Below are 19,717 nucleotides of genomic sequence, written 5' to 3' on the forward strand. Positions count from 1 at the left end.
GATAACACAAACGCCCATCTGAGTTTACAGAAAACACATTGTCGGACGAGTGAAATCACCAGTATGAACCGGCGCGAACTACTTGCGCTGTCGGGTGCCCTCGCCGCTGCGACGATAGCGGGATGTACCGGTGACGGACAGGGAGGTCCGACGACCCAAACTGACACAGAGACCACGACAGCGCCGCCGACACAGACGACCGAAGAACCGACAGGGGAACCGCCCACGGGCGAACCAAGCGTGGACGACGAGCAGTTAGCTGCGCTCGCGTCCGGGAACGCCGCATTCGCCCTCGACCTGCACACGCATCTCGCCAGCCAAGATGGCGGCAACCAGTTCCTTTCACCCTACAGCATCTCAGTTGCACTTGCGATGACCTACGCCGGTGCCCGGGGAGACACCCGCAAGCAGATGGAAGAAGTACTCCACTATACCCTCGGCGAGGATATCCATCCGGCCTTTTCTGACCTGCAGGCCGCGCTGGAGCAGCGACAGACTGCGATGGACCCCATCGACGGGTCCGAAGTGGACGCCTTCCAACTGGCCGTGGCAAATGCGCTGTGGGGTCGGGAGGGCTATCCCTTCTCCGAGGACTATCTCGCGTTGCTGGAAGAGTACTACGGGGCTGGACTCCGGGAAGCAGACTTCACCGGCGACCCCGACGGCGAACGAAAGCGCATCAACGGCTGGGTCGCTGATGCAACCGAAGACCGCATCGAAAACCTGCTGCCAGCGGACGCCATCTCGCCGCAGACGGTGCTCGTGCTCACCAATGCTATCTACTTCATGGCCGAGTGGTTGCACAAGTTCGACCCCGAGAAGACCACCGATGGGACGTTCACCGCGCTGGATGGGTCCGAATCGACCGTCCCGCTCATGCGACAGGAGTTGAAGACCCAGTACGCGGACCTTCCCGGTGCGCAGGCCATCGAACTCCCCTACGTCGGCGAGGAGGTGTCGATGGTGCTCATTCTCCCCGACGAAGGAACCTTCGAGGAGTTCGAAAAGAACCTCGACGCGAGCCAATTGTTCGGCATCTTCGACGAACTGGGCACCAGTATCGGAGAGCTCGTCTTCCCCAAATTCGAGTTCGAGACCGAGGTGCAACTCTCGAAGGCGCTTTCGGACCTCGGGATGCCTGCCCCGTTCGGTGCGGGTGCCGACTTCAGCGGAATGGTCGCGGGAGGCGACGCCGGGCTCCACATCGACGAAGTGTTCCACAAGTCGTTCGTCTCAGTGGACGAGGAAGGAACCGAGGCCGCCGCCGCGACTGCCGTGCTCGTCGAAGAGTCACTGCCGCCGTCGTGGGGTGAACTCCGATTCGACCGGCCGTTCCTCTTCGCGATTCGCGACCGGCCGACAGACGCGGTGCTCTTCCTCGGTCGGGTCGCCGACGCTGGAAACGCACAGGGAAGCGAATAAGCTTCTAGTACCAGTCTCAGCCCAGGAATCCTCAGTCAGCAGACTTCTCGGTTCGAGACTCTTGTGTCCGCCGCTCCAACTCGGCGGAGACCTCGTCTGCCCCCGAGGAGGGGAGTTGCCCGCGTAGCCGCCCGGAGACGGCACGCGCGTCTGCTAACTCCACTTCGGCGACGGCGCGAACCAGCGCCACGGCGCGCTCGGTCCGGGTTCGCTGCCACGACTTCTCCCGCGACTCGTAGGTTCGAATCCCGCGGAGGAAGTCGATTTTCGAGAACTCCGGCCAGAAGGGCGCACAGAAGTAGACGGCCGCCTCGTTCCCGTTGGCGTGCCACGGCAGGAAGTTCGAGGTCCGTTCGTCGCCGCCAGTGCGGATGATGAGGTCCACGTCTCGAACCGTTTTCCGAGAGAGGCGCTCGTCGACTGCCTCTACGTCGACGTCCGCCGGGTCGATGGTCCCGGACTCGACTGCGCGACACACGTCTCGCGCCGCGCTGAGGAGTTCGGCTCGGCCGCCGTAGGCGAGTGCGATGTTGAGCGTGAAGCCGTCGTAGGCGGCGGTTCGCGACTCGGCGTACTCGACGGCGTCTCGGACGCGGTCGGGCAGCATGTGGACCTCGCCAATCGCGCGGACCGAGACTTCGCGCTCGTGGACGCGGTCCGCGTCGGCGAAGTCGTACAACTTCTGTTCGATGAGGTCGAAGAGCGCTTCCTGCTGTTCGGGCGGTCGGTCGAAGTTCTCGGTCGAAAAGGTATAGAGCGTGAGTTCTTCGATACCGAGTTCTTCACACCATTCGAGCACCTGCTCTGTCGTCTCAGCCCCCGCCCGGTGACCGTCTGAGGCGTCGTCGCCGTGCTTTCTGGCGTAGCGACGATTTCCGTCCTGAATTATCGCGACGTGGGTCGGTCCGTCTCCGATTTCACGCCGGAGAACGCGCTCGTACGCGCGCCGAAAACCACGTCGAACCCACCCAAGCATATTCGATGAGTAACCTGCGTGACGTATGTTTCTTGTGGGTTCGAACGCACCCGTGTCCTGCCCGACAGATTCTTGTCCAAATTCGTGAATATACAGACGTTATGGCGGACACCACGCTCGCCCAGTTCGAGGCGACAGTGGCAGGCCCATCGTTCGAGCGTGCACAATCGGCGGTCGTCACGCTCACGCCCGATGCGCTCGTTGTGAAGTCACCCGACGGGCAGAGCGTGTCGATTCCGCTGTCGGTCGTATTCGACTTCGTCGTTCGCATCCCCGACGACGGCGAGACAGAGCGTGAACTCGTCGTCGGAACGACCCAAAACGACCAGCAGAAAATCGTCTCAATCGGCGGTGACGAGGACACTATCGGCCGGTTCCGAGTGCTCTTCGTCAAGGCACTGCTCGCGGATGCCTCGTGTGTCGTTACGGTCGACGAGACCTGCAAATCTGGGTCGCTGGCAGTTACGCGAGAGGGCGTCGCGGTCGACTGCGATGGTCGGACTGCCCGCCTCCGGTACGAGAGTATCACCCGAATTAGCCGCGAAGAGCAGGCGGTCGTGCTCGGTGCTGACTCGGGGTCGATAGCGGTCGCATTCGAGCAGGCTCGACACCGAAACCTGTTCATCAGGCACCTCCAGACGACGCCGTCTGTGGAACTCGAATCGACGCACAGACCGACTGTCGTCGTCGTCGACGACGAACCGAACCTCGCGGAGTTGGTCTGCCATCGTCTCTCAGCGCTCGCCGACGGATACGACTACGTCGCGTACGACGACCCGAACGAGGCGCTCGAAGCGGTCCAACACGACGACGTGGACTGCTTCGTCAGCGACTACTCGATGCCCAAAATGAACGGGTTGGAGTTGCTTCGCCGCGTTCGCGACCGCGATGCCAGCCTCCCGTTTATCCTCTACACCGGTCGTGGGAGCGAGACTATCGCGGCAGACGCTATCGGAGCGGGCGTGACAGATTACGTCCCCAAGTCGATGGGCGACGAAGGCTACGCGCGCCTCGCACGGCGAATCGAGACAGTCGTCTAAATCGGGGCGAATCGCCACCCGTTTGTACCTCCCCGAGAAGAGTCAATCATGAGTGAGACCATCGACGAGGACCTCTACAAGCGCACGCTCGCGCTCATCGAACCGGGCGACATCGAACTCGTGGGAGCTATCATCCACACCGACCTCTCCGGGCAGGAAGACCTCGAAATGCAGGAGTTGACCGTCTCGATTAACGAGATTATCTCCGGACACGCTGACAAAGGTGAGGCGTGGATTTACGCCGGAAACGACGACACGGACTTCTCGTCGAACCAGTTCCAGGGCCTCTCGGTCGACGACGACGAGTTCGTTTGGGAGTGCCAGCAACTCCTCCGCAACGGGACCTTCGACCTCGTGTTCTACTACGAGGCGACCGCCGACCACGACGCCATCGTCGAGGACCTCGCCGACCTCGACCACGTCGACCGCGTCACGCCCGTTCCCTGAGCCGGTTTTTCGGGACTGTCCGACTCTCGCGGCGGTCTCTCCCTTCTGAGAACAAGCGAGGCGTTTATTCCCCTCGCATCCCGAGACACCTCTATGAAACAGGCGGACGCGGAACTTTCTCCTCTCGACCGCGCCATCGTCAACGCCTTCCAGGGTGGCTTCCCCGTCGTCGAACGCCCCTTCGAACCCGCCGCCGCAGCGCTTCGCGAGCGGGGAGTGGACGTGAGTGCAACGGACCTCTGTGAACGCGTTCGAACGCTCGACGAAGACGGAGTCCTCTCGCGGTTCGGAGCACTCGTCAACGCCGAGGAAATCGGCGGAACGGCGACCCTTGTCGCCATGCACGCACCGCCGGAGCGGTTCGACGAAGTGGCCGAACAGGTAAACGCACACCGCGAAGTCGCGCACAACTACGAACGCGAGCACCCGCATCTGAACATGTGGTTCGTCGTCTCCGTCGCCGACGAAGCCCGCGTCGACGAGGTACTGGGCAAAATCGAGGATGAGACCGGCCAAGAGACCTACAACATGCCGAAGCGCCACGAGTTCCACGTCGGCGCGAAGTTCCTCCTCGATGGTCCCGTCCCCGACGGCGACCTCGACCTCTCGCATCTCGGCCCCGACGTGGAACCGACCGACGAACGAACCATCACGCCCGACGAGCGCGACCTTGTCTTAGAGATTCAGGGCGGACTCCCGATTACGGAGACGCCGTACGCCGACGTCGCCGACGCGCTCGGACAGGACACCGAGTGGGTCGTCGAGACCATCAAGCGCTTCAATCTGGAGGGAAAGGTGCGCCGCGTCGGCGTCATTCCGAACCACTACGCGCTCGGCTACTCCGAGAACGGCATGACAGTCTGGAACGTTCCCGACGACCTCGTGATGGAGGTCGGCCCCGAAATCGCCGCCCTCGACTTCGTCACCCACTGTTACCGTCGCCCCCGGCACGAGGGCGTCTGGCCGTACAACTTCTTCGCGATGACCCACGGCCGGTCGGAAGCAGAAAGCGAGGAACGCATCGAGCGCGTTCGCGAAGTCATGGGCGAGTACTGGGAGGTTGGCGACGACGACTGGGACACCCTCTTTTCGACGCGAATCCTGAAGAAGACGGGAATCAGACTGGACGAACGAGCAGCAGCGAACACGGAGTGAGATGATTCCACTGGTGCACGACTTCGGCGGTGAGACCATCCTCGTGTTTGGCGGCGGCCCGGTCGGTGCCCGCAAGGCCCGTCGGTTCGCCCGCGAAACGCGAACTGTCGTCGTCAGTCCCGACTTCGCCGACCGCGACTTCGGCGACGCAGAACTCGTCCGGGCGGCACCAGACCCAGACGACGTGACAGACTGGGTCGACCGTTTCGAACCCGCACTGGTCGTCGCCGCGACGAGTGACACCGACGTAAACGACGCTATCGTCGCCGCTGCCCGCGACGCAGGGGCACTGGTCAACCGTGCCGACCGGAGCGGTGAGCGAGATGCTGGAAGCGTCGTCGTGCCCGCCACAGTCGACGACGGCGACGTGTCGGTTGCGATTACGACGGGCGGGGCGAGTCCGGCGTTGTCGAAGCACCTCCGCGAGCGTATCGAAGCAGAACTCGACGGTGCGGGCGCGATGGCCGAGTTGACTGCCGAGATTCGGGCCGACCTCAAAGCGTCCGACATGTCACCGACAGAGCGCCGTGATGCGGTTCGCGCCGTGGTTCGGGACCCGTCAGTTTGGAAGGCTTTACGTAGTGGGGACGCAAACCCCCGGCGAGAGGCAGCGCGCGTGATTAAGGACACACAGCGAGGTGAGTTATGAGGAGCGCGGGTGTCATCTCCGGCGTCAGCGTCGCCCACGACCGGGCGAGCGTCCAGGAGATAGAGTGCGCTTCCGAAGACGACGTACAGACCGTCGTCGATTACCTCCTCGCACAGGAGGGCGTCACCGAGGCGTTTTCGCTACAGACGTGTAACCGTGCCGAGGCGTACGTCGTCACCGAGGACGCCGCCGACGGCCGCCGCGCGCTGGACGACTTCGCCCCCGAGGTTCGCGATGGGGGCGTCAGACACATGGACCACGAAGAGAGCCTTCGCCACCTCATGCGCGTCTCGGCGGGGCTCGAATCGCTGGTCCTCGGTGAGGACCAGATTATCGGGCAGGTGAAAGCCGCCATCGAGGCGTCTCGCGACGTCGGCGGTATCGGTCCGATGCTCGAAGACGCGCTGCTGAAAGCAGTCCACGTCGGCGAGCGCGCACGTAACGAGACGGCAATCAACGAGGGAGCGGTCTCGCTCGGCAGCGCGGCTGTCCGGCTTGCACGCTCGGAACTCGACGACCCGATGGAAACGGCTCAGACTCTCGTCGTCGGGGCGGGCGAGATGGGTACCCTCGCGGCACAGGCCCTCGCGTCCGCGGACGTGGCCGAATTGGTGGTCGCAAACCGCACGGTCGCCCGCGCCGAGAGTCTCGTCGAAGACCTTCCGGGTTCGACCGAGGCGACGGGCCTCGATACTATCGAGTCGGCTATCGCTGCGGCCGACCTCGTCATCACCGCGACCAGCAGCCCTGACTACGTCGTCGAGGCGGCAACGCTCGCCGACGCGGGCGAGACGATGCTCATCGACATCGCCCAACCGCGGGACGTCGACCCGGCGGTCGACGACCTCACGGACGTGATCGTCCACGACATCGACGACCTCGAAACCGTGACCGACCAGACCGAGGTCCAGCGCGAACGCGCTGCACAGCAGGTCGAAGTCATGATAGACGAGGAGTTCGACCGGCTCTTGGCCGCCTACAAGCGAAAGCGGGCCGACGAGGCCATCAGTTCGATGTACGAGGCGGCCGAGTACGTCAAGCGTCGCGAGGTTTCGACCGCGCTCTCGAAGTTAGAAGCACAGGGCGACCTCAACGACGAGCAACGCGAGACCGTGGAGTCGCTCGCGGACGCGCTCGTCGGCCAGATTCTTGCTGCCCCGACCAAGAGCCTCCGTGACGCCGCGGGCGACGACGACTGGACGACCATCCAGACCGCGATGCGCCTGTTCGACCCGGGATTCGACGACATTCCGACGCGGAGACCCGACGAACAGGGCGAATCGAAACGCCCCTCGTTCGGCGCATCGGGGTCACGTCCCGACCAGAACAGCGACCGGGCGGAGTCGGACGACGAACTGCCGCGACGCGTCCTCGAACAGCTCTCTGACGACTGAAGCGCGAGTGTCCCCTGACGACTGAGACGCGAGCGCCGGACGTCGCGGTCGGCGTGGCTGCGAACCTTTTTATTCGAATCCGAGTCCAGACCGTCTCGATGTTCGCTTCGTCCACAGACAGGTCACCCTTCCAGTACGCTTCGAGTGCTCGCCGCTGCCGATTCGGCCGTAGAATCGCCGCCCATGTCCGCGCGTGGCGTCGTCGCCGACTCGTCGCCTCGGCACCTCGGCGGCGAGTGGCCGACCTCGACGACGTCGCCCGAGCGACAGTCGTCGGGACGGTTGCCGACGTCGTGGGCACTGGACCGGCACTCGAAGCGTGGACGGCCGACGCGAACGCCAGACTCGCCGGAGTCGCCAGTGGCCGAGCGACGCGCCCGTTCGTCCTCGAAGACCCCACAGGGGCGGTCCACGTTCGAATCCCACCCGCCGGTGCCGTCGTGGGCGAACGCGGTGCGTCAGCCGAGACGACCGTCGAGTGCGGTGACCGACTCTCTGTCACCGGGCAGGTCGTCCGGCGTCGTGACGGCCGATGGACACTGACTGGCCCGGGATTCGTCCTGCGAAAGCGGTGAAACCGGAGGTGTTGCCAGCGAAACGACTCCCACGTCCCCCGGGTCGGCAGAATCCTTATCGGTCTGCCACGCGACATATCCGCTATGGCTGAGGTTCTCTCTCCAGACGAAGTCGACCGCCAACTCGGGGCAGGTTGGGAACGCGACGACGACGAAATCGTGCGCGTCTACGAGTTCGACGACTACCTCGATGGGGTCGCGTTTGCCGCCAGCGTCGGGGAAGTCGCCGAAGAAGAGTTCCACCATCCCGAGATTACGATTCGGTACGAAGCGGTCGAAGTCCGCCTCACGAGCCACGAAGAAGGCGGAATCACCGAGAAAGACCTGCGACTCGCCGACCTGTTCGACGACGAGTTCTGACACTCGGGCGATGACACTCACGTACGTGTTTCGGGTGGAGTTCCGCCTCGAAACGATGCCGACCATCGAGACAGAGCCGGCGTCGTTCGAGACGACAGTCCGTGTGACCCCGCCACCGCCGGGTGAGGAAGGCTGGATGTTGTTCCGCGACGTGCTCTGGCGCGGCGAGGTCAACGACCCCGTCTACGCCCGAAAACTCGCCTCGTCGTGGGTCGATGTCCCCGTCGAGTCGTGTACTTTCGCGGAGTTGCGCACCGACGAAGCGTCGTTGGACGAACTCAGGGCTGCCGTCGGCGAACACCTTGACGAGTTCAACGCCGACTCGGTGCGCGACGCGCTGCACAAGTACTTCGGGAGCGCGATTCACGTCGAAGCAGACGACTGAGTGGCTCAATCGGGGTGACTTGGCTGATGTTCAGCGGCGGAATACCTTTATTTGGACGTGACCTATCTCGTAGTCCGAATGAGTCCCTCCACCTACGACTTTTGGCTGTTCGACCTCGACGGCACGCTCGTCGACGCCGACTGGGCGTACACGCGTGACGTGTTCGACCGCGTCGGCGACCGCCTCGGCTACGAGTTCACCAACCGACAAGCGGAAGTTATCTGGCACGGCCTCGGCGGTGCGCGAGACCCGACGCTCCGCGAGTGGGGTATCGACCCCAAGGAGTTCTGGCCGGCGTTCCACCGCGAAGAAGACCCGATGAAGCGGGCCGAAGCCACGTATCTCCACGAGGACGCGGCCCGAATCATCGACGATATCCACGACGCGGGCCGCCCCGTGGGAATCGTCACGCACTGCCAGCAGTTCCTCACCGACCCCGTCTTGGACCACCTCGACATCCGCGACTGGTTCGACACGGTAGTTTGCTGTACCGAAGAAACCGGCTGGAAACCGGACGCAGCCCCGGTGAAACAGGCCGTCTCGCAACTCGGAGTCGACGACGGACTCCGGTCCGACGGCGGGACTGCGGGCGTCCTCGCTGGCGACGGCGAAAGCGACATCGGCGCGGCGTGGAACGCCTCGTTAGACGGGATTCACATCGAACGCCACGGTCCCGACTTCCGCGGGCGCTGTGTGCTCGGCGACTACCGAGTGGAGACGTTCGACGAACTCGCGCGGTCCTGGTGAGAAACCGGTACCGAAGCGCGGAGTGACCGGCCGTCTGCGTCGTGTTTGGTCGCGACAGCCACGAACAACGTCCCGGCGTTCGCGTCCGTGAACCGAACCGAGTCGAACCGAGCGTCGAGCAGTGAGAGGAGGTCGTGTTCTGGATGCCAGTTCGTCGCCGCTTTCGAAAGCGGGTTGAAAAGCGGATTGAGAAGCGAAAGCGGGAGTCGCGGGAACGGACGCGTATCGAAGACGACGAACCGACCGCCGGGAGCGAGCGCGTCGTAGACACTGTCGATGACCTGTGTTGGCTTCGCCATCGCACTCAACGAGAGCGTCGCGTAGGCAGCGTCGAACGACGTACACACCGGAAGCCGAGCAGCATCAGCGCGGACGACGTGGACGTTCGCCCAGTCGTCGCGCTCGATTCGCTCTCGTGCGGCGACTGTCATTCCGTCGCTGTAATCGAGTCCGAGAACCGTTCCTTCGTCGCCGACAGCAGCACGCAGTGCGTCGAAGTTGACGCCGGGGCCGCACCCGACGTCGAGGACGGTGTCTCCCGAATCCAAATCGAGGGCTGCACGTGCCCGCTCACGAAGGTGTGTTTGTCCCGCGAGAAAGAGCCGAGAGAAGAATCGAAACACGCCCTGGTGGCGACTCCACCAGTCGTAGAGCCTACGGCCACGGTCGCCGTCAGTCACAGTTCGTTGGTCCGCTCCACCGCCGTCTAACTTCCTGCCTCTGTCTCTGCCTCGGAGGGCGGTGCGGTCGTCACGTCGCCTCGTCGAGCGGGCGTGCAAGGATGTCGCCGGAACTCGTCACTGCGAGTTGAAGTTCTCCGTAGGGGAATCGAACTTCGATACCCGGACGCTCTGTGTTCTCGACGAGCGGGCGAATCAGCGATTCGAGCGAGTCAGTGTCGATAGACTCGAAAAGCGGGTCTTTGATAGCCGACAGGCCGGCGTACGACTCCACTGCCTCGACGATGACCAACCCGAGTTCTTCGTCACCGAGCCACTGACCGATGAGTTCCCAGTCCTCCGCGAGGCCGAGTGTCGCGGTCGAAGCGGCAGTCTCGTGTTCCGTCAGGGCGGCACCGACCGCCGAAGAGCCCATCTTGAGCGCTGAATCGACGTCGTCGCCGTCCGTTTCGACGATACCCCGTACTCGCTGGAGAACCGTCGAGAGGTCGCCCGGTCCCGCTTTCTGAACGTACTCCGTGACGCCCGCAGCGGTCGCGACCTGTTCGACTTCGCCCCAGTCCTTCGCGGTGAACAGGAAGATAGGCATCTCTTCGTTCTCCTCGCGAACTGCCTCGACGAGTGAGACGCCGTTCGGTAAGACGAGTGAGTCACTCACGACGCAATCGACCGGTGTCGAAGGAGACGAAACGATATCGATAGCCTCAGACGCGGATTCGGCGGTGAGTAGGGTGACGGCCTCGACTTCCCGAAATGCCGCCCTCGAGAGGGCAAGCATCCCCGGGTCGTCGTCTGCGTGAAGGACCGTCAACTGAGATTGCATGGTAGTCAATACCATCCGAGAGGATAAAAACGTTACACATTTTTTATATTTCACAAATGGCAGAATTATTCAGTTCCCGGGAATTATAGCATTTCTTATGATTATATGCCGGATAACTCGTACCCGTCGAGCGAATCGAGTACGTCGGCTCCACCCTTAACGACCCGTTTCAGGTGTTGTACGCTCGGTTTTCTTGCACGGGAGGGGTCGGCGAGGACGCGGACTGGTTGGACGCCGAGCGAGACGAAGCCCATCCCGAGTGAGTCGGCGGTCGCCGCGAGTCCGAGACCGACGTCTGCCCGCCCCGACTGCACAGCGCGGGCGGGACTCTCGAACGCTTTCGTCGCTCGTTCGAATCCGGCGATGGCCCCGACAAGTTCGTGGCGGGTCGTGCCACGTTCGTCCGCGAGGTCGGCTACGGCGTTCCCCAGCGCGGTCCGCAGCCCGGAGTTCGTATCCCGGTTGACGAACCGAAGGTCCGAATCGACGAGGTCGCCGAGGTCGGACACCTCCTCGGGGTTGCCCGCGGGGACGACGAGGCCCCACTCGCGCGTCCACGACCCGAGTTCGACAGCATCGACATCACGGTCCGTGTCGCCAGCGACGACCGCCACGTCGGGGACACCGTCTCGGAGTCGGCGCAGGCCTTCGCGCGAGCCCACAGCGAGATAGCGCGGTGACGGAACACGGTCGAGGAGGCGCGAGAGCGCGGGGTCGTCCTCGCCGACACCGAGAAGTTCAGGCGGGCGAACGTCCGGCGAGAAGAGTTGGACTTCGACCGACTCGCCCTCGGCGAGATACTCCACGTCCGGCGGGACTTCGACGACGCCGTCGGCTTCGACGAGGCTCGTCGTCGCCCCGGAGCCTTTGTCCACCGGGTAGACGAGCGTCTCGCCGTCGCCGTCGGTCACGAGGCCGACGGGCATGAGTCGCATCCGGCCTTCGGCGTAGCGCTCGCGGACGGCCATCGACCCCTCGATAGTCGCAGTCCGTGGTTCTGGGAGTCCGGCAGCGTCGCGGATGGCGGGCGCGACGAAGGTTCGGAAGATAGTGAGCGCGGAGACAGGGTACCCCGGGAGACCAATGTAGGCGCTTCCCTCGCCGAGCGTGCCGACGAGCATGGGTTTGCCGGGCTTGACCGCGACGCCGTGGAGGAGCAAGTCGCCGCGTTCCTCGACGACCCGGTAGATGACGTCTACGGCGCTCGCCGAGGTCGACCCCGACGAGAGGACGAGGTCGCACTCCTCGGCGGCCTGTCGGAGCAAGCGCTCCATCTCCTCGTAGTCGTCGCCAGCGTGGGGGTAGAACTTTGGGACGCCACCGGCTTCCTCGACGCCCGCGGCGATAGTGTAGGAGTTTACGTCGTAGATTTCGCCTCGCTCGGAGTGGAGTTCGTCGCCCGGGCGGACGAGTTCGTCGCCGGTCGAGATGATGCCGACGACTGGCGTGCCGCGAACCGGAATCTCGTCAAGTCCGAGCGCCGAGAGCAGGCCGATTTCGCGGGGCGTGATACGCGTTCCGGGGCCGAGTGCGCGGGCACCGGCGGCGATGTCCGTCCCGGCGGGCATCACGCTATCCCCGGGCGCGACGGCGGTGTAGGTCACGAGCGTGTCGTCGCGCTCCTCGGTTCGCTCGACGATGACGACGGCGTCGGCTCCGGGAGGCATCACCGCCCCGGTCGAAATCTCGACCGCGGTTCCGGGTTCGACTTCCACATCGGGTTCGACGCCAGCGTGGACCTCGCCGACGAGTTCGAGTTCGACTGGGTCTGCCTCGTCTGCGCCGAAGGTGTCGCGGGCGCGGACGGCGTACCCGTCCATGCTCGCGCGGTCGAATCCGGGGACGTCTATCTCGGCGTCGATTCGCTCGGCGAGAACGCGCCCGCGAGCTTCCGCCAGTGGAACCGTCTCCGCGTCGGGCGTCAGTTCGAGCGACGCGATGGTCTCGCGCGCTTCCTCCGGCGCGGCGAGGTCGCGGAACTGTTTTCTCATGCGGACCACTCCCATCCCTCGACGGTTACGGTTTCGCCTTCGTCGTACCCCTCCAACTCCTCGGGGACGACGACCCAGCCATCAGAGCGCGCGACGCTGGAGAGGATTCCCGACCCACTCGTTCGGGTCGGCTCCGCAGTGGGTGTGTCGCTGGTGGCAGCGTCGTCGTCGTTTCGGGAGTCGTCACCGCCTTCGTAGTCGAGTCGGACCCGTGCGAACGTCCGCGTCCCCGGTGAACTCGGTATCTTCCGAGTGAGCGTGGCTTCGACGGTCGGGACAGGATGGTCGGTGAGCCTGCCGACGTGTTTCAGCACCGGGCGAAGGAACTGGAAGGCGTTGACGATGCAGGCGACCGGGTAGCCCGGAAGCATCACGACGGGCGTGTCCTCGACGACCCCGAGCGCGACGGGATGGCCGGGTTTGAGCGCGACACCGTGGACGAGCACCTCACCGAGTTCGGCGACCACGTCGGGGACGAGGTCGCGCTCGCCGACAGACGACCCGCCAGTCGTGACGACCACGTCGTGGTCGAGGTCCGACTGGATGGCCTCGCGCAGGCGGTCGGCGTCGTCGACGACGATGTCTCGATAGGTTGCCTCGCCACCCCAGCGTTCGACCAGTCGTGAGACGGTCAGCCCGTTCGTCTCGATGACTTCGCCCGGGTCGGGGTCGGATTCGACGAGTTCCTCGCCGGTCGGGATGACCGAGACGCGCGGGCGTTCGTAGACGGCGACGTCCTCGACGCCGACAGACCGAAGCAATCCGAGGTCAGAGGGGCGTAGTTCGTGTCCGGCGTCGAAGAGCGTCTCTCCTTCGCGGACGTCTTCGCCGCGCTCGCCGACGTTCTTCCCCTCGGCGAGTGCTCGAAAGACCTCCAGTTCGTCGCCGACGCGTTCCGTGTCTTCGACCTTGACGACGGCGTTTGCACCGTCTGGAACGTCGCTTCCGGTGTGGACCCTAATCGCAGTGCCGGGCGTGACGGTTCGGTCGCTGCCGTCGCTGTCGTCACTGTCGCCGTTGCTGTCGTCGGTGACACGGAGGACAGCCGGGCTGCGGCTGCTGGCTCCGTAGGTGTCGCTGGCGCGGACGGCGTACCCGTCCATCGCAGCGCGGTCGTATCCGGGAACGTCGGTCGGGGCGACGGCCGGTTCCGCGAGTGCGCGACCGTCGGCATCGACCAGTTCGACACGTTCTGTCCGCTCGTGTGGCGTGACTGCCGCGAGGAGCGTCTCGCGAGCGTCTGCGAGCCGCGTTCGCTCCTTGAACCCGGCCGTGCGCCGGTCGTCGTGAACCATGGCTCTCCTTCGGTGCCGGAGACAAAAAGCACCGGCCTCGACCCGGTAGTGGCGGTCGGTTTTGCCGCATCAATTCCCCCGCGTGCATGTGGGGGACCGTCGGGTTTTTCGACCCTCCCTCCTAAGAACCGTTCATGTCAACACTGCGCGACGCGCTGTCCGAACTGCCGGACGCGGTGTTCGCCGACCTGTTGGAGTCCGAAACAGCGTATCTGTTGGTCCTCGACCTCCCCGGTGTGACCGCAGAGACCGCGGACCTCCGCGTAGAGAAGGGACGACTGGTCGTCGAAGCGCGACGCGACAAGCACCTCCCATCTGAGTTCGACTACGTCCGCGAGGAGCGCCCGCTGTTCCTCGACGCCGAACTCCCGCTGCCGCCGGACGCCGTCGGTGACGACGCCGAGGCGACGATGGAACGCGGCGTCCTCGAAGTTCGCCTCCCGAAGCGGGCGGCCGCCCCCGAGCGGACCATCCCAATTACCGCCGGCGACGACTCCGAGGAAGCCTCGTCGGCCCACAGGACGCAAACCGGTGACGACGGCGCCTGACGAGGCGGGTGGTCACGCTGGTTAATCTCCGCGCCTACTGGCGGTTCCTCGTCGTCATCTACCAGTTCTTCCCGCTTATCGTCGCGTACACCCGCGACAGGCGGAAGTACGTGTTCTTCGGCGGTAGCAGACGCGTCTCTTCGGAGACGCGACGCGAACGCGCCGAGATACTGCTCGAGTCGCTGCTGACGCTCGGGCCAACGTTCATCAAACTCGGCCAACTCCTGTCGACGCGCCCCGACATCCTCCCACCAGAGTACATCGACGTTCTCGGGAGTCTGCAAGACGACGTTCCACCGGCACCGTGGTCCGAATCGAAGGTCGTCCTCGAAGAGGAACTCGGCCCGGTCGACGAGGCGTTCGACTCGTTCGACACCGACCCGATTAGCGGAGCAAGTCTCGGACAGGTGTACGTCGCGGAGTACGGCGGCGAGAAAGTCGCCGTGAAGATTCGTCGCCCCGGTATCGAGGAGTTGGTCGAAGCCGACCTTCGCGCGATTCGGTGGTTGCTGCCGCTGCTCATGCGCTTTATCGGGCAGTCTCGCGCGTTCTCGCTGGAGAACCTCGCCGACGAGTTCGCGAAGACCATCCGCGAAGAGATGGACTACGACGAGGAAGCGCGGACGCTCCGCGAGATTCAGCAGAACTTCGAAGACGACGACGCAATCGTCATCCCCGAGCCGGTACCCGAGCGCTCCGACGACCGCGTCCTGACGATGGAGTACCTCCCGGGAACGAAGATAAACGACGTCGCCGCCCTCGACGAACTCGGTATCGACCGGACCGAGTTGGCGACGAACCTCCAGCGGACCTACCTCCAGATGATTGTCGAAGACGGCGTCTTCCACGCCGACCCGCACCCGGGGAACCTCTCGGTGACAGACGACGGTCGCATCATCTTCTACGACTTCGGGATGCACGGCGAGGTCGACCCGTTCATCCAGGAGAAAATCGTCGAGTTCTACATCGCCGTCGCCAATCAGGACGTCGACGCCATCCTCGATACGCTCATCGAGATGGGGACGCTCAGCCCCAACGTCGACCGGCAGGTGATGGGCGACGTGATGGAACTCGCCATCGCCGACGCCCGCGGCGACGACATCGAGCAGTACCGGGTGAACCAAATCCTCGAACAGGTCGAATCGACCATCTACGAGTTCCCGCTTCGACTCCCCCGAAACCTCGCGCTCGTACTTCGCGTGGCCGGGGTCGTCGAAGGCGTCTGTGTCACCCTCGACCCCAATTTCGATTTCATCTCGGTCGCGACGGACTACCTCACCGAACAGGGGTACCGCGAGGAGAGCGTCCAGAAAATCATCGAAAACGCCGGTCAGCAGGGACAGCAAACCGTCAAGTCGCTGATTCGCGTCCCGCCGAAACTCGAACGCGTCCTCGACAGGGCCGACCGCGACAACCTGACGGTGAACGTCCGACTCGAAGACAGCCGAGGCGTCCTCGACAAACTCGCAAAACGGCTCGTCTACGGCATCTTCCTGTCGTTCGGCTTCGTCTCCACGATTATCGTCTACACGTTGGAACCACAGAACTTCGTCGCAGTCGGCGCTGCTGGCCTTCCGACGGCAGCCGTTGCCATCCTCCTGTGGCGCTCGTTCCGCACTCGTACGGGAATCAAGGCGAAGCCGCAGTTTACTCGGCAAAACCTCAGGGAGCGCCGTGAAGAGTAATCAGCGGTGAGAATCAGACGCGTAAATTTATGCGCATCGAGCTAATTACTGACTGCCATGACGGAGTGGCGGCCGGTACTCGGAGGCGTGTGTCTCGCCGCGAGTACCGAGGCCCTCGTCTACGCGATGACGGGGCAATTTACGCTTGTCGGCGGTATCACGGGGAGTGCACTCGCCGGCTACCTCATCGGCTGTGACCCCGCAGACGGTGCTTGGCACGGGATGATGGCAGGCGTCGTCTGGGGCTCGATTCTCATGCCCCTCTCGATTCTCCTCACGTTCCTCAATCAGACACCGATTCTCTTTCCATTCCAGTACATCATGCCGTTCTTGGAGACATCGGGTGAGCTTACGACTGCGATTATGCTCGCACTCGCCATGCCGAACGTCGTTTCGGGGTCGCTCGGGAGTCTCGCCCGACGCGACGCTAAGGGAACGTGGTTCGACCCGGCGATGGCGGAAGTCGAAGCAGTCGAAGACGCACAGTAGTGACGGTGCGGTCGAGGCTTGCAATTCATTCTGCGCGTACCGCCTGTAATCTGACCCGTCGGCGCGTGTGACTGGCTACGAGAAGGCTTCCCGAGGGAGCGCCGTTCCAAACCGTTTATAGCCTCCTTCCGATAACGGGAGGACATGGCGAAAGAGCAGAAGCAGGTGCGCGAGCTCCAAGAAGGAAGCTACGTGATGATGGAAGAAAAGCCGTGCAAAATCTACGCCTACAGTACCGCAAAGCCCGGGAAGCACGGCAGCGCGAAGGCACGCGTCGAAGCCCGCGGCGTCTTCGACAACAAGAAGCGCTCGCTCTCCCAGCCCGTCGACGCGAAGGTTTGGGTTCCCATCATCGAGCGAAAGCAGGGTCAGGTCGTCTCCGTCACCGGTGAGGACGCCCAGATCATGGACCTCGAAACCTACGAGACGTTCACGATGCGCATCCCCGAGGACGAGGACCTCAACCCCGAAGACGAAATCGAGTACCTCGAATACGAAGGCCAGCGCAAGGTCGTCTAAACGGAGGGTAGAGAGATGTTCCCCGGGGCGATAGCCGACCGCGACGACGCAGACTACGTCGTGCTCGGCGCTCCGCTCGACATCTCCACCTCGTTCCAACCAGGAACCCGTTTCGGACCGAATCGAATCCGTCGGTTCGCCGAGTCGTTCGATGACTACGACCGGCGCACCGACCACTTTTTCACCGACCTGAACGTCCACGACGCGGACGACGTCCGTGCGTGGGACGACGCACCCGAATACATCGAGTGGCTCACTGGGAGCGTCCGCGATATCGTCTGGGACGACGCCGTCCCGCTGCTCCTCGGCGGCGAACACACCATCACCGCCGCTGGCGTCGGCGGCGTCGAACCCGACGTGTTCGTCTGTCTCGACGCCCATCTCGACCTCCGCCGCGAGTACGACGGCAACGAATGGAGCCACGCTACTATCACCCGCCGCGTCCTCGACGAACTCGACGTGGATGAGGCTATCATCCTCGGCGCTCGCACCGGGTCGCCCGAGGAGTGGGAGCGCGCCGAGGCCGACGACGTGACCGTGGTCGAACCTGAGGACGTCCCCGACTGGGAACCAGAGTTCGACGATGACGACGCCGTCTATCTGAGCGTCGACATCGACGCCGCCGACCCGGCGTTTGCACCCGGAACCGGCACGAAAGAGCCGTTCGGCCTCACCTCGCGTGAGATGCGCGATGTAGTTCGGTCGGTCGCCCCCTTCGCTGACGGCTTCGACGTGGTCGAAGTCAACGACCGAGACGACGGGCAATCAGCGTCGCTGGCGGCGAAGTTACTCCGCGAATTTGTCTTCTCGCAGGCAGACTCATAGATAGAGCAGTGTCTAAACTCTCTTTGAGCAGGTTTGAGAGTAGCATAGATCACTAGCTCTTCGACCTGCTCGTTCCTTATCTAGACAGTGCCATAAATATATTCTAGTTAAAAATTTTGAATATTCTAACCCTGATATTTATTAAATGTTCTAATTTTAAATTAAATTAATTGTATAGAATAAGACAAACAAATACGAGTTGCCAATTGTGTGATTTATAACCAGATGTATTACTTGAACAAGCTCTCCCGCATCACTGTATGGATTCATTCTGCAATCAAATAAGTAGGTACTTGCATACACGAGGACGGGGAGAACAACAACATCTGAACACGTTTCGAAGAATTATACACACTCGTATTATTCCTTCCTTTCTACACCGTGTTTTATCGTGTTTAGATAAAATGGAAGTCGAGGCTGGCTAGCTACCTAACAAATATTAATTGCCATTGTTGCGGTTGCAACGACATGGCTACCAACCATCGCGTTGAATTTGGTGTCATTTTTAATTTTCCCGATGGTGGAGTTTTTATAATACTCACTACACTCATTTTTACTTGAATCAATATCCTCAAACCAGCATCTACTCCCCGTTAGATACTCAAGCCGTTCTCTGAGGTCGTTGGGGTCAAAGTACCACTGTGCGATATCAGTCGTACCATCGCTTGGCTTGTCAGTTTGGTTTTCCATGTGCACGTCCTGCCGATTGTGGGTGACCTGATATGTTCCGGATGGCCCACCAGAGTAGCCTATTCCGTAAGTATGGCTGACTGTATCGTTTTCTCCGTTTGAAGGTGCCGTTCGTGAGATACCCGCAGATGTCGGACTAGTGGCAACTGCATCTGCCCACCTCTGTTGGCAAGTTTGAGTAGTTACCCTCTCATGATTGTTATTCTCTTTTGCTGTCGAAATGTAATTGCAATTCGCAGCCCATAATTCAGAATTCTGTTTATTTGGATCGTTAATCATAGACATATCATATACGTGAATTTGCCCATGGCATTCGGATTTGCCATTATCTCCCTCAGCAACTGCACTCGGCGAGCCTTTAGGCATCCAATCACTTCCAATGCTAAGACCGTCAGACTGGATTGATGGTTGGCCTCTGGTTTGGTAATCGTGGATAGTATTAGCATCCTCCATACTCGAACGGGCTTTTTCACCGAGGTTCTGGACCGATTCCCCATGATCTTTTTCACTAATTTCAGCGTAACCGACAAAACTCATTGGTACCCCGTCCGAACCAATTTTTAAAACGTAGGAGGCAGTGTACTGTCCCTGACTAGGTTCTGGGAGGGCGGTGACTGATTTAGGAACAGACTTTGATGAGTTCTTTAAGTTCTCAACCTTCTTTTGGATATCTTTGGCAGTCACAGGATTATTCTCTGTCCCCTTTAATTCAATAATCGGATTTTTCTTCGCACTCGTAGTTGCCGGTATTACTGACGCACCGGCACAGGCAGCGGCACTGGTTTTTAACAAATTTCTGCGACCAATCACAGGGCGGTTGTCTTTGTTTGACATCCAAACAGTCAGTCTCATTCAATTAACTAATAAGTTATCATTCAGACTCAATTACATTAATGCGAGCTAGTTGAATACACCTACTAATACGGGTTGGGGATATCTATACTCAGCCCAGGTTTCTTAGATAGTTGTTCCCAGTATCTAATTTAGATTCAACAGCTTTAATTAAAATCGGAGAGTGTGTC

The 19,717-nt window shown here is 62.0% G+C and carries 21 protein-coding genes; 15 read left to right on the forward strand and 6 right to left on the reverse strand.

What is annotated here, in order from left to right; translation table 11 throughout:
* Window positions 1–63 precede the first annotated feature (63 nt).
* Window positions 64–1,422: a serpin family protein gene (locus C453_RS16165; protein WP_008326094.1), complete on the forward strand. Its 1,359-nt coding sequence runs from the start codon at window positions 64–66 to the stop codon at window positions 1,420–1,422.
* A 31-nt stretch (window positions 1,423–1,453) separates the two neighbouring features.
* Here C453_RS16165 and uppS read toward each other — a convergent pair whose 3' ends face one another.
* Window positions 1,454–2,398 (reverse strand): polyprenyl diphosphate synthase, encoded by a 945-nt coding sequence (gene uppS, locus C453_RS16170; protein ID WP_008326097.1) that lies wholly within the window; start codon window positions 2,396–2,398, stop codon window positions 1,454–1,456.
* A gap of 101 nt (window positions 2,399–2,499) precedes the next feature.
* Between uppS and C453_RS16175 the strand changes: the two genes are divergently transcribed.
* The 9 genes from C453_RS16175 (at window position 2,500) to C453_RS16215 (ending at window position 9,150) form a co-directional block, all read left to right on the forward strand.
* Window positions 2,500–3,438 carry a response regulator gene (locus C453_RS16175; protein ID WP_008326098.1) on the forward strand — a complete coding sequence of 313 codons (939 nt, stop codon included), beginning with the start codon at window positions 2,500–2,502 and terminating at the stop codon, window positions 3,436–3,438.
* Window positions 3,439–3,486: 48 nt separating this feature from the next.
* On the forward strand, window positions 3,487–3,885 hold the full coding sequence (locus C453_RS16180) for a DUF5778 family protein (RefSeq protein WP_008326100.1): 399 nt from the start codon (window positions 3,487–3,489) through the stop codon (window positions 3,883–3,885).
* A gap of 93 nt (window positions 3,886–3,978) precedes the next feature.
* Window positions 3,979–5,040 carry a siroheme decarboxylase subunit beta gene (gene ahbB, locus C453_RS16185; protein ID WP_008326101.1) on the forward strand — a complete coding sequence of 354 codons (1,062 nt, stop codon included), beginning with the start codon at window positions 3,979–3,981 and terminating at the stop codon, window positions 5,038–5,040.
* A 1-nt stretch (window position 5,041) separates the two neighbouring features.
* A complete protein-coding gene (locus tag C453_RS16190; RefSeq protein WP_008326102.1) occupies window positions 5,042–5,689 on the forward strand; it encodes a precorrin-2 dehydrogenase/sirohydrochlorin ferrochelatase family protein in 648 nt (215 codons plus the stop codon).
* Window positions 5,686–7,083 carry a glutamyl-tRNA reductase gene (gene hemA, locus C453_RS16195; RefSeq protein ID WP_008326103.1) on the forward strand — a complete coding sequence of 466 codons (1,398 nt, stop codon included), beginning with the start codon at window positions 5,686–5,688 and terminating at the stop codon, window positions 7,081–7,083. The genes C453_RS16190 and hemA overlap by 4 nt, the downstream gene beginning before the upstream one ends.
* A 98-nt stretch (window positions 7,084–7,181) precedes the next feature.
* Window positions 7,182–7,658: a hypothetical protein gene (locus tag C453_RS16200; protein ID WP_083881612.1), complete on the forward strand. Its 477-nt coding sequence runs from the start codon at window positions 7,182–7,184 to the stop codon at window positions 7,656–7,658.
* A gap of 84 nt (window positions 7,659–7,742) precedes the next feature.
* On the forward strand, window positions 7,743–8,018 hold the full coding sequence (locus C453_RS16205; RefSeq protein ID WP_008326105.1) for a 4a-hydroxytetrahydrobiopterin dehydratase: 276 nt from the start codon (window positions 7,743–7,745) through the stop codon (window positions 8,016–8,018).
* Between the two features lie 10 nt (window positions 8,019–8,028).
* Window positions 8,029–8,403 carry an LWR-salt protein gene (gene lwrS, locus C453_RS16210; RefSeq protein WP_008326106.1) on the forward strand — a complete coding sequence of 125 codons (375 nt, stop codon included), beginning with the start codon at window positions 8,029–8,031 and terminating at the stop codon, window positions 8,401–8,403.
* 78 nt (window positions 8,404–8,481) lie between these two features.
* Window positions 8,482–9,150 (forward strand): HAD family hydrolase, encoded by a 669-nt coding sequence (locus C453_RS16215; protein WP_008326107.1) that lies wholly within the window; start codon window positions 8,482–8,484, stop codon window positions 9,148–9,150.
* Here the strand turns inward: C453_RS16215 and C453_RS16220 are convergent.
* The 4 genes from C453_RS16220 to C453_RS16235 form a co-directional block, all read right to left on the reverse strand.
* Window positions 9,108–9,830: a methyltransferase domain-containing protein gene (locus tag C453_RS16220; protein ID WP_008326109.1), complete on the reverse strand. Its 723-nt coding sequence runs from the start codon at window positions 9,828–9,830 to the stop codon at window positions 9,108–9,110. The two genes, C453_RS16215 and C453_RS16220, sit on opposite strands and share 43 nt — an antisense overlap.
* Window positions 9,831–9,900: 70 nt before the next feature.
* Window positions 9,901–10,653 (reverse strand): response regulator, encoded by a 753-nt coding sequence (locus C453_RS16225; RefSeq protein ID WP_008326111.1) that lies wholly within the window; start codon window positions 10,651–10,653, stop codon window positions 9,901–9,903.
* A 101-nt stretch (window positions 10,654–10,754) separates the two neighbouring features.
* Window positions 10,755–12,644, reverse strand: a complete 1,890-nt coding sequence (locus tag C453_RS16230) for a molybdopterin biosynthesis protein (RefSeq protein WP_008326112.1) — start codon at window positions 12,642–12,644, stop codon at window positions 10,755–10,757.
* On the reverse strand, window positions 12,641–13,939 hold the full coding sequence (locus tag C453_RS16235) for a molybdopterin molybdotransferase MoeA (protein WP_008326113.1): 1,299 nt from the start codon (window positions 13,937–13,939) through the stop codon (window positions 12,641–12,643). Before C453_RS16235 ends, C453_RS16230 begins: the two co-directional genes overlap by 4 nt.
* Before the next feature lie 134 nt (window positions 13,940–14,073).
* Here C453_RS16235 and C453_RS16240 point away from each other — a divergent pair, with 134 nt between their 5' ends.
* The 5 genes from C453_RS16240 (at window position 14,074) to speB (ending at window position 18,005) form a co-directional block, all read left to right on the forward strand.
* Window positions 14,074–14,487, forward strand: a complete 414-nt coding sequence (locus tag C453_RS16240) for an Hsp20/alpha crystallin family protein (RefSeq protein ID WP_008326114.1) — start codon at window positions 14,074–14,076, stop codon at window positions 14,485–14,487.
* 8 nt (window positions 14,488–14,495) lie between these two features.
* A complete protein-coding gene (locus C453_RS16245; protein WP_008326115.1) occupies window positions 14,496–16,172 on the forward strand; it encodes an ABC1 kinase family protein in 1,677 nt (558 codons plus the stop codon).
* A gap of 57 nt (window positions 16,173–16,229) precedes the next feature.
* The gene (locus C453_RS16250; protein WP_008326116.1) at window positions 16,230–16,661 is read left to right on the forward strand and encodes a DUF5518 domain-containing protein; all 432 of its coding nucleotides are present in this window, start codon (window positions 16,230–16,232) and stop codon (window positions 16,659–16,661) included.
* A 144-nt stretch (window positions 16,662–16,805) separates the two neighbouring features.
* On the forward strand, window positions 16,806–17,180 hold the full coding sequence (locus tag C453_RS16255; RefSeq protein WP_007542595.1) for a translation initiation factor IF-5A: 375 nt from the start codon (window positions 16,806–16,808) through the stop codon (window positions 17,178–17,180).
* Window positions 17,181–17,195: 15 nt separating this feature from the next.
* On the forward strand, window positions 17,196–18,005 hold the full coding sequence (gene speB, locus C453_RS16260; RefSeq protein WP_008326117.1) for an agmatinase: 810 nt from the start codon (window positions 17,196–17,198) through the stop codon (window positions 18,003–18,005).
* Between the two features lie 429 nt (window positions 18,006–18,434).
* On the opposite strand, the gene C453_RS20025 is transcribed toward speB, so the two are convergent.
* A complete protein-coding gene (locus C453_RS20025; protein ID WP_152418075.1) occupies window positions 18,435–19,529 on the reverse strand; it encodes a hypothetical protein in 1,095 nt (364 codons plus the stop codon).
* Window positions 19,530–19,717: the final 188 nt, after the last annotated feature.

Source organism: Haloferax elongans ATCC BAA-1513, from assembly GCF_000336755.1.
Classification (GTDB): Archaea; Halobacteriota; Halobacteria; order Halobacteriales; family Haloferacaceae; genus Haloferax; species Haloferax elongans.

Excerpts from the sequence above, each read along its gene's own strand:
- C453_RS16165 (WP_008326094.1), top strand. The coding sequence starts at position 64 with ATGAACCGGCGCGAACTACTTGCGCTGTCGGGTGCCCTCGCCGCTGCG.
- uppS (WP_008326097.1), bottom strand. The coding sequence starts at position 2,398 with ATGCTTGGGTGGGTTCGACGTGGTTTTCGGCGCGCGTACGAGCGCGTT.
- C453_RS16175 (WP_008326098.1), top strand. The coding sequence starts at position 2,500 with ATGGCGGACACCACGCTCGCCCAGTTCGAGGCGACAGTGGCAGGCCCA.
- C453_RS16180 (WP_008326100.1), top strand. The coding sequence starts at position 3,487 with ATGAGTGAGACCATCGACGAGGACCTCTACAAGCGCACGCTCGCGCTC.
- ahbB (WP_008326101.1), top strand. The coding sequence starts at position 3,979 with ATGAAACAGGCGGACGCGGAACTTTCTCCTCTCGACCGCGCCATCGTC.
- C453_RS16190 (WP_008326102.1), top strand. The coding sequence starts at position 5,042 with ATGATTCCACTGGTGCACGACTTCGGCGGTGAGACCATCCTCGTGTTT.
- hemA (WP_008326103.1), top strand. The coding sequence starts at position 5,686 with ATGAGGAGCGCGGGTGTCATCTCCGGCGTCAGCGTCGCCCACGACCGG.
- C453_RS16200 (WP_083881612.1), top strand. The coding sequence starts at position 7,182 with ATGTTCGCTTCGTCCACAGACAGGTCACCCTTCCAGTACGCTTCGAGT.
- C453_RS16205 (WP_008326105.1), top strand. The coding sequence starts at position 7,743 with ATGGCTGAGGTTCTCTCTCCAGACGAAGTCGACCGCCAACTCGGGGCA.
- lwrS (WP_008326106.1), top strand. The coding sequence starts at position 8,029 with ATGACACTCACGTACGTGTTTCGGGTGGAGTTCCGCCTCGAAACGATG.
- C453_RS16215 (WP_008326107.1), top strand. The coding sequence starts at position 8,482 with ATGAGTCCCTCCACCTACGACTTTTGGCTGTTCGACCTCGACGGCACG.
- C453_RS16225 (WP_008326111.1), bottom strand. The coding sequence starts at position 10,653 with ATGCAATCTCAGTTGACGGTCCTTCACGCAGACGACGACCCGGGGATG.
- C453_RS16230 (WP_008326112.1), bottom strand. The coding sequence starts at position 12,644 with ATGAGAAAACAGTTCCGCGACCTCGCCGCGCCGGAGGAAGCGCGCGAG.
- C453_RS16235 (WP_008326113.1), bottom strand. The coding sequence starts at position 13,939 with ATGGTTCACGACGACCGGCGCACGGCCGGGTTCAAGGAGCGAACGCGG.
- C453_RS16240 (WP_008326114.1), top strand. The coding sequence starts at position 14,074 with ATGTCAACACTGCGCGACGCGCTGTCCGAACTGCCGGACGCGGTGTTC.
- C453_RS16250 (WP_008326116.1), top strand. The coding sequence starts at position 16,230 with ATGACGGAGTGGCGGCCGGTACTCGGAGGCGTGTGTCTCGCCGCGAGT.
- C453_RS16255 (WP_007542595.1), top strand. The coding sequence starts at position 16,806 with ATGGCGAAAGAGCAGAAGCAGGTGCGCGAGCTCCAAGAAGGAAGCTAC.
- speB (WP_008326117.1), top strand. The coding sequence starts at position 17,196 with ATGTTCCCCGGGGCGATAGCCGACCGCGACGACGCAGACTACGTCGTG.
- C453_RS20025 (WP_152418075.1), bottom strand. The coding sequence starts at position 19,529 with ATGTCAAACAAAGACAACCGCCCTGTGATTGGTCGCAGAAATTTGTTA.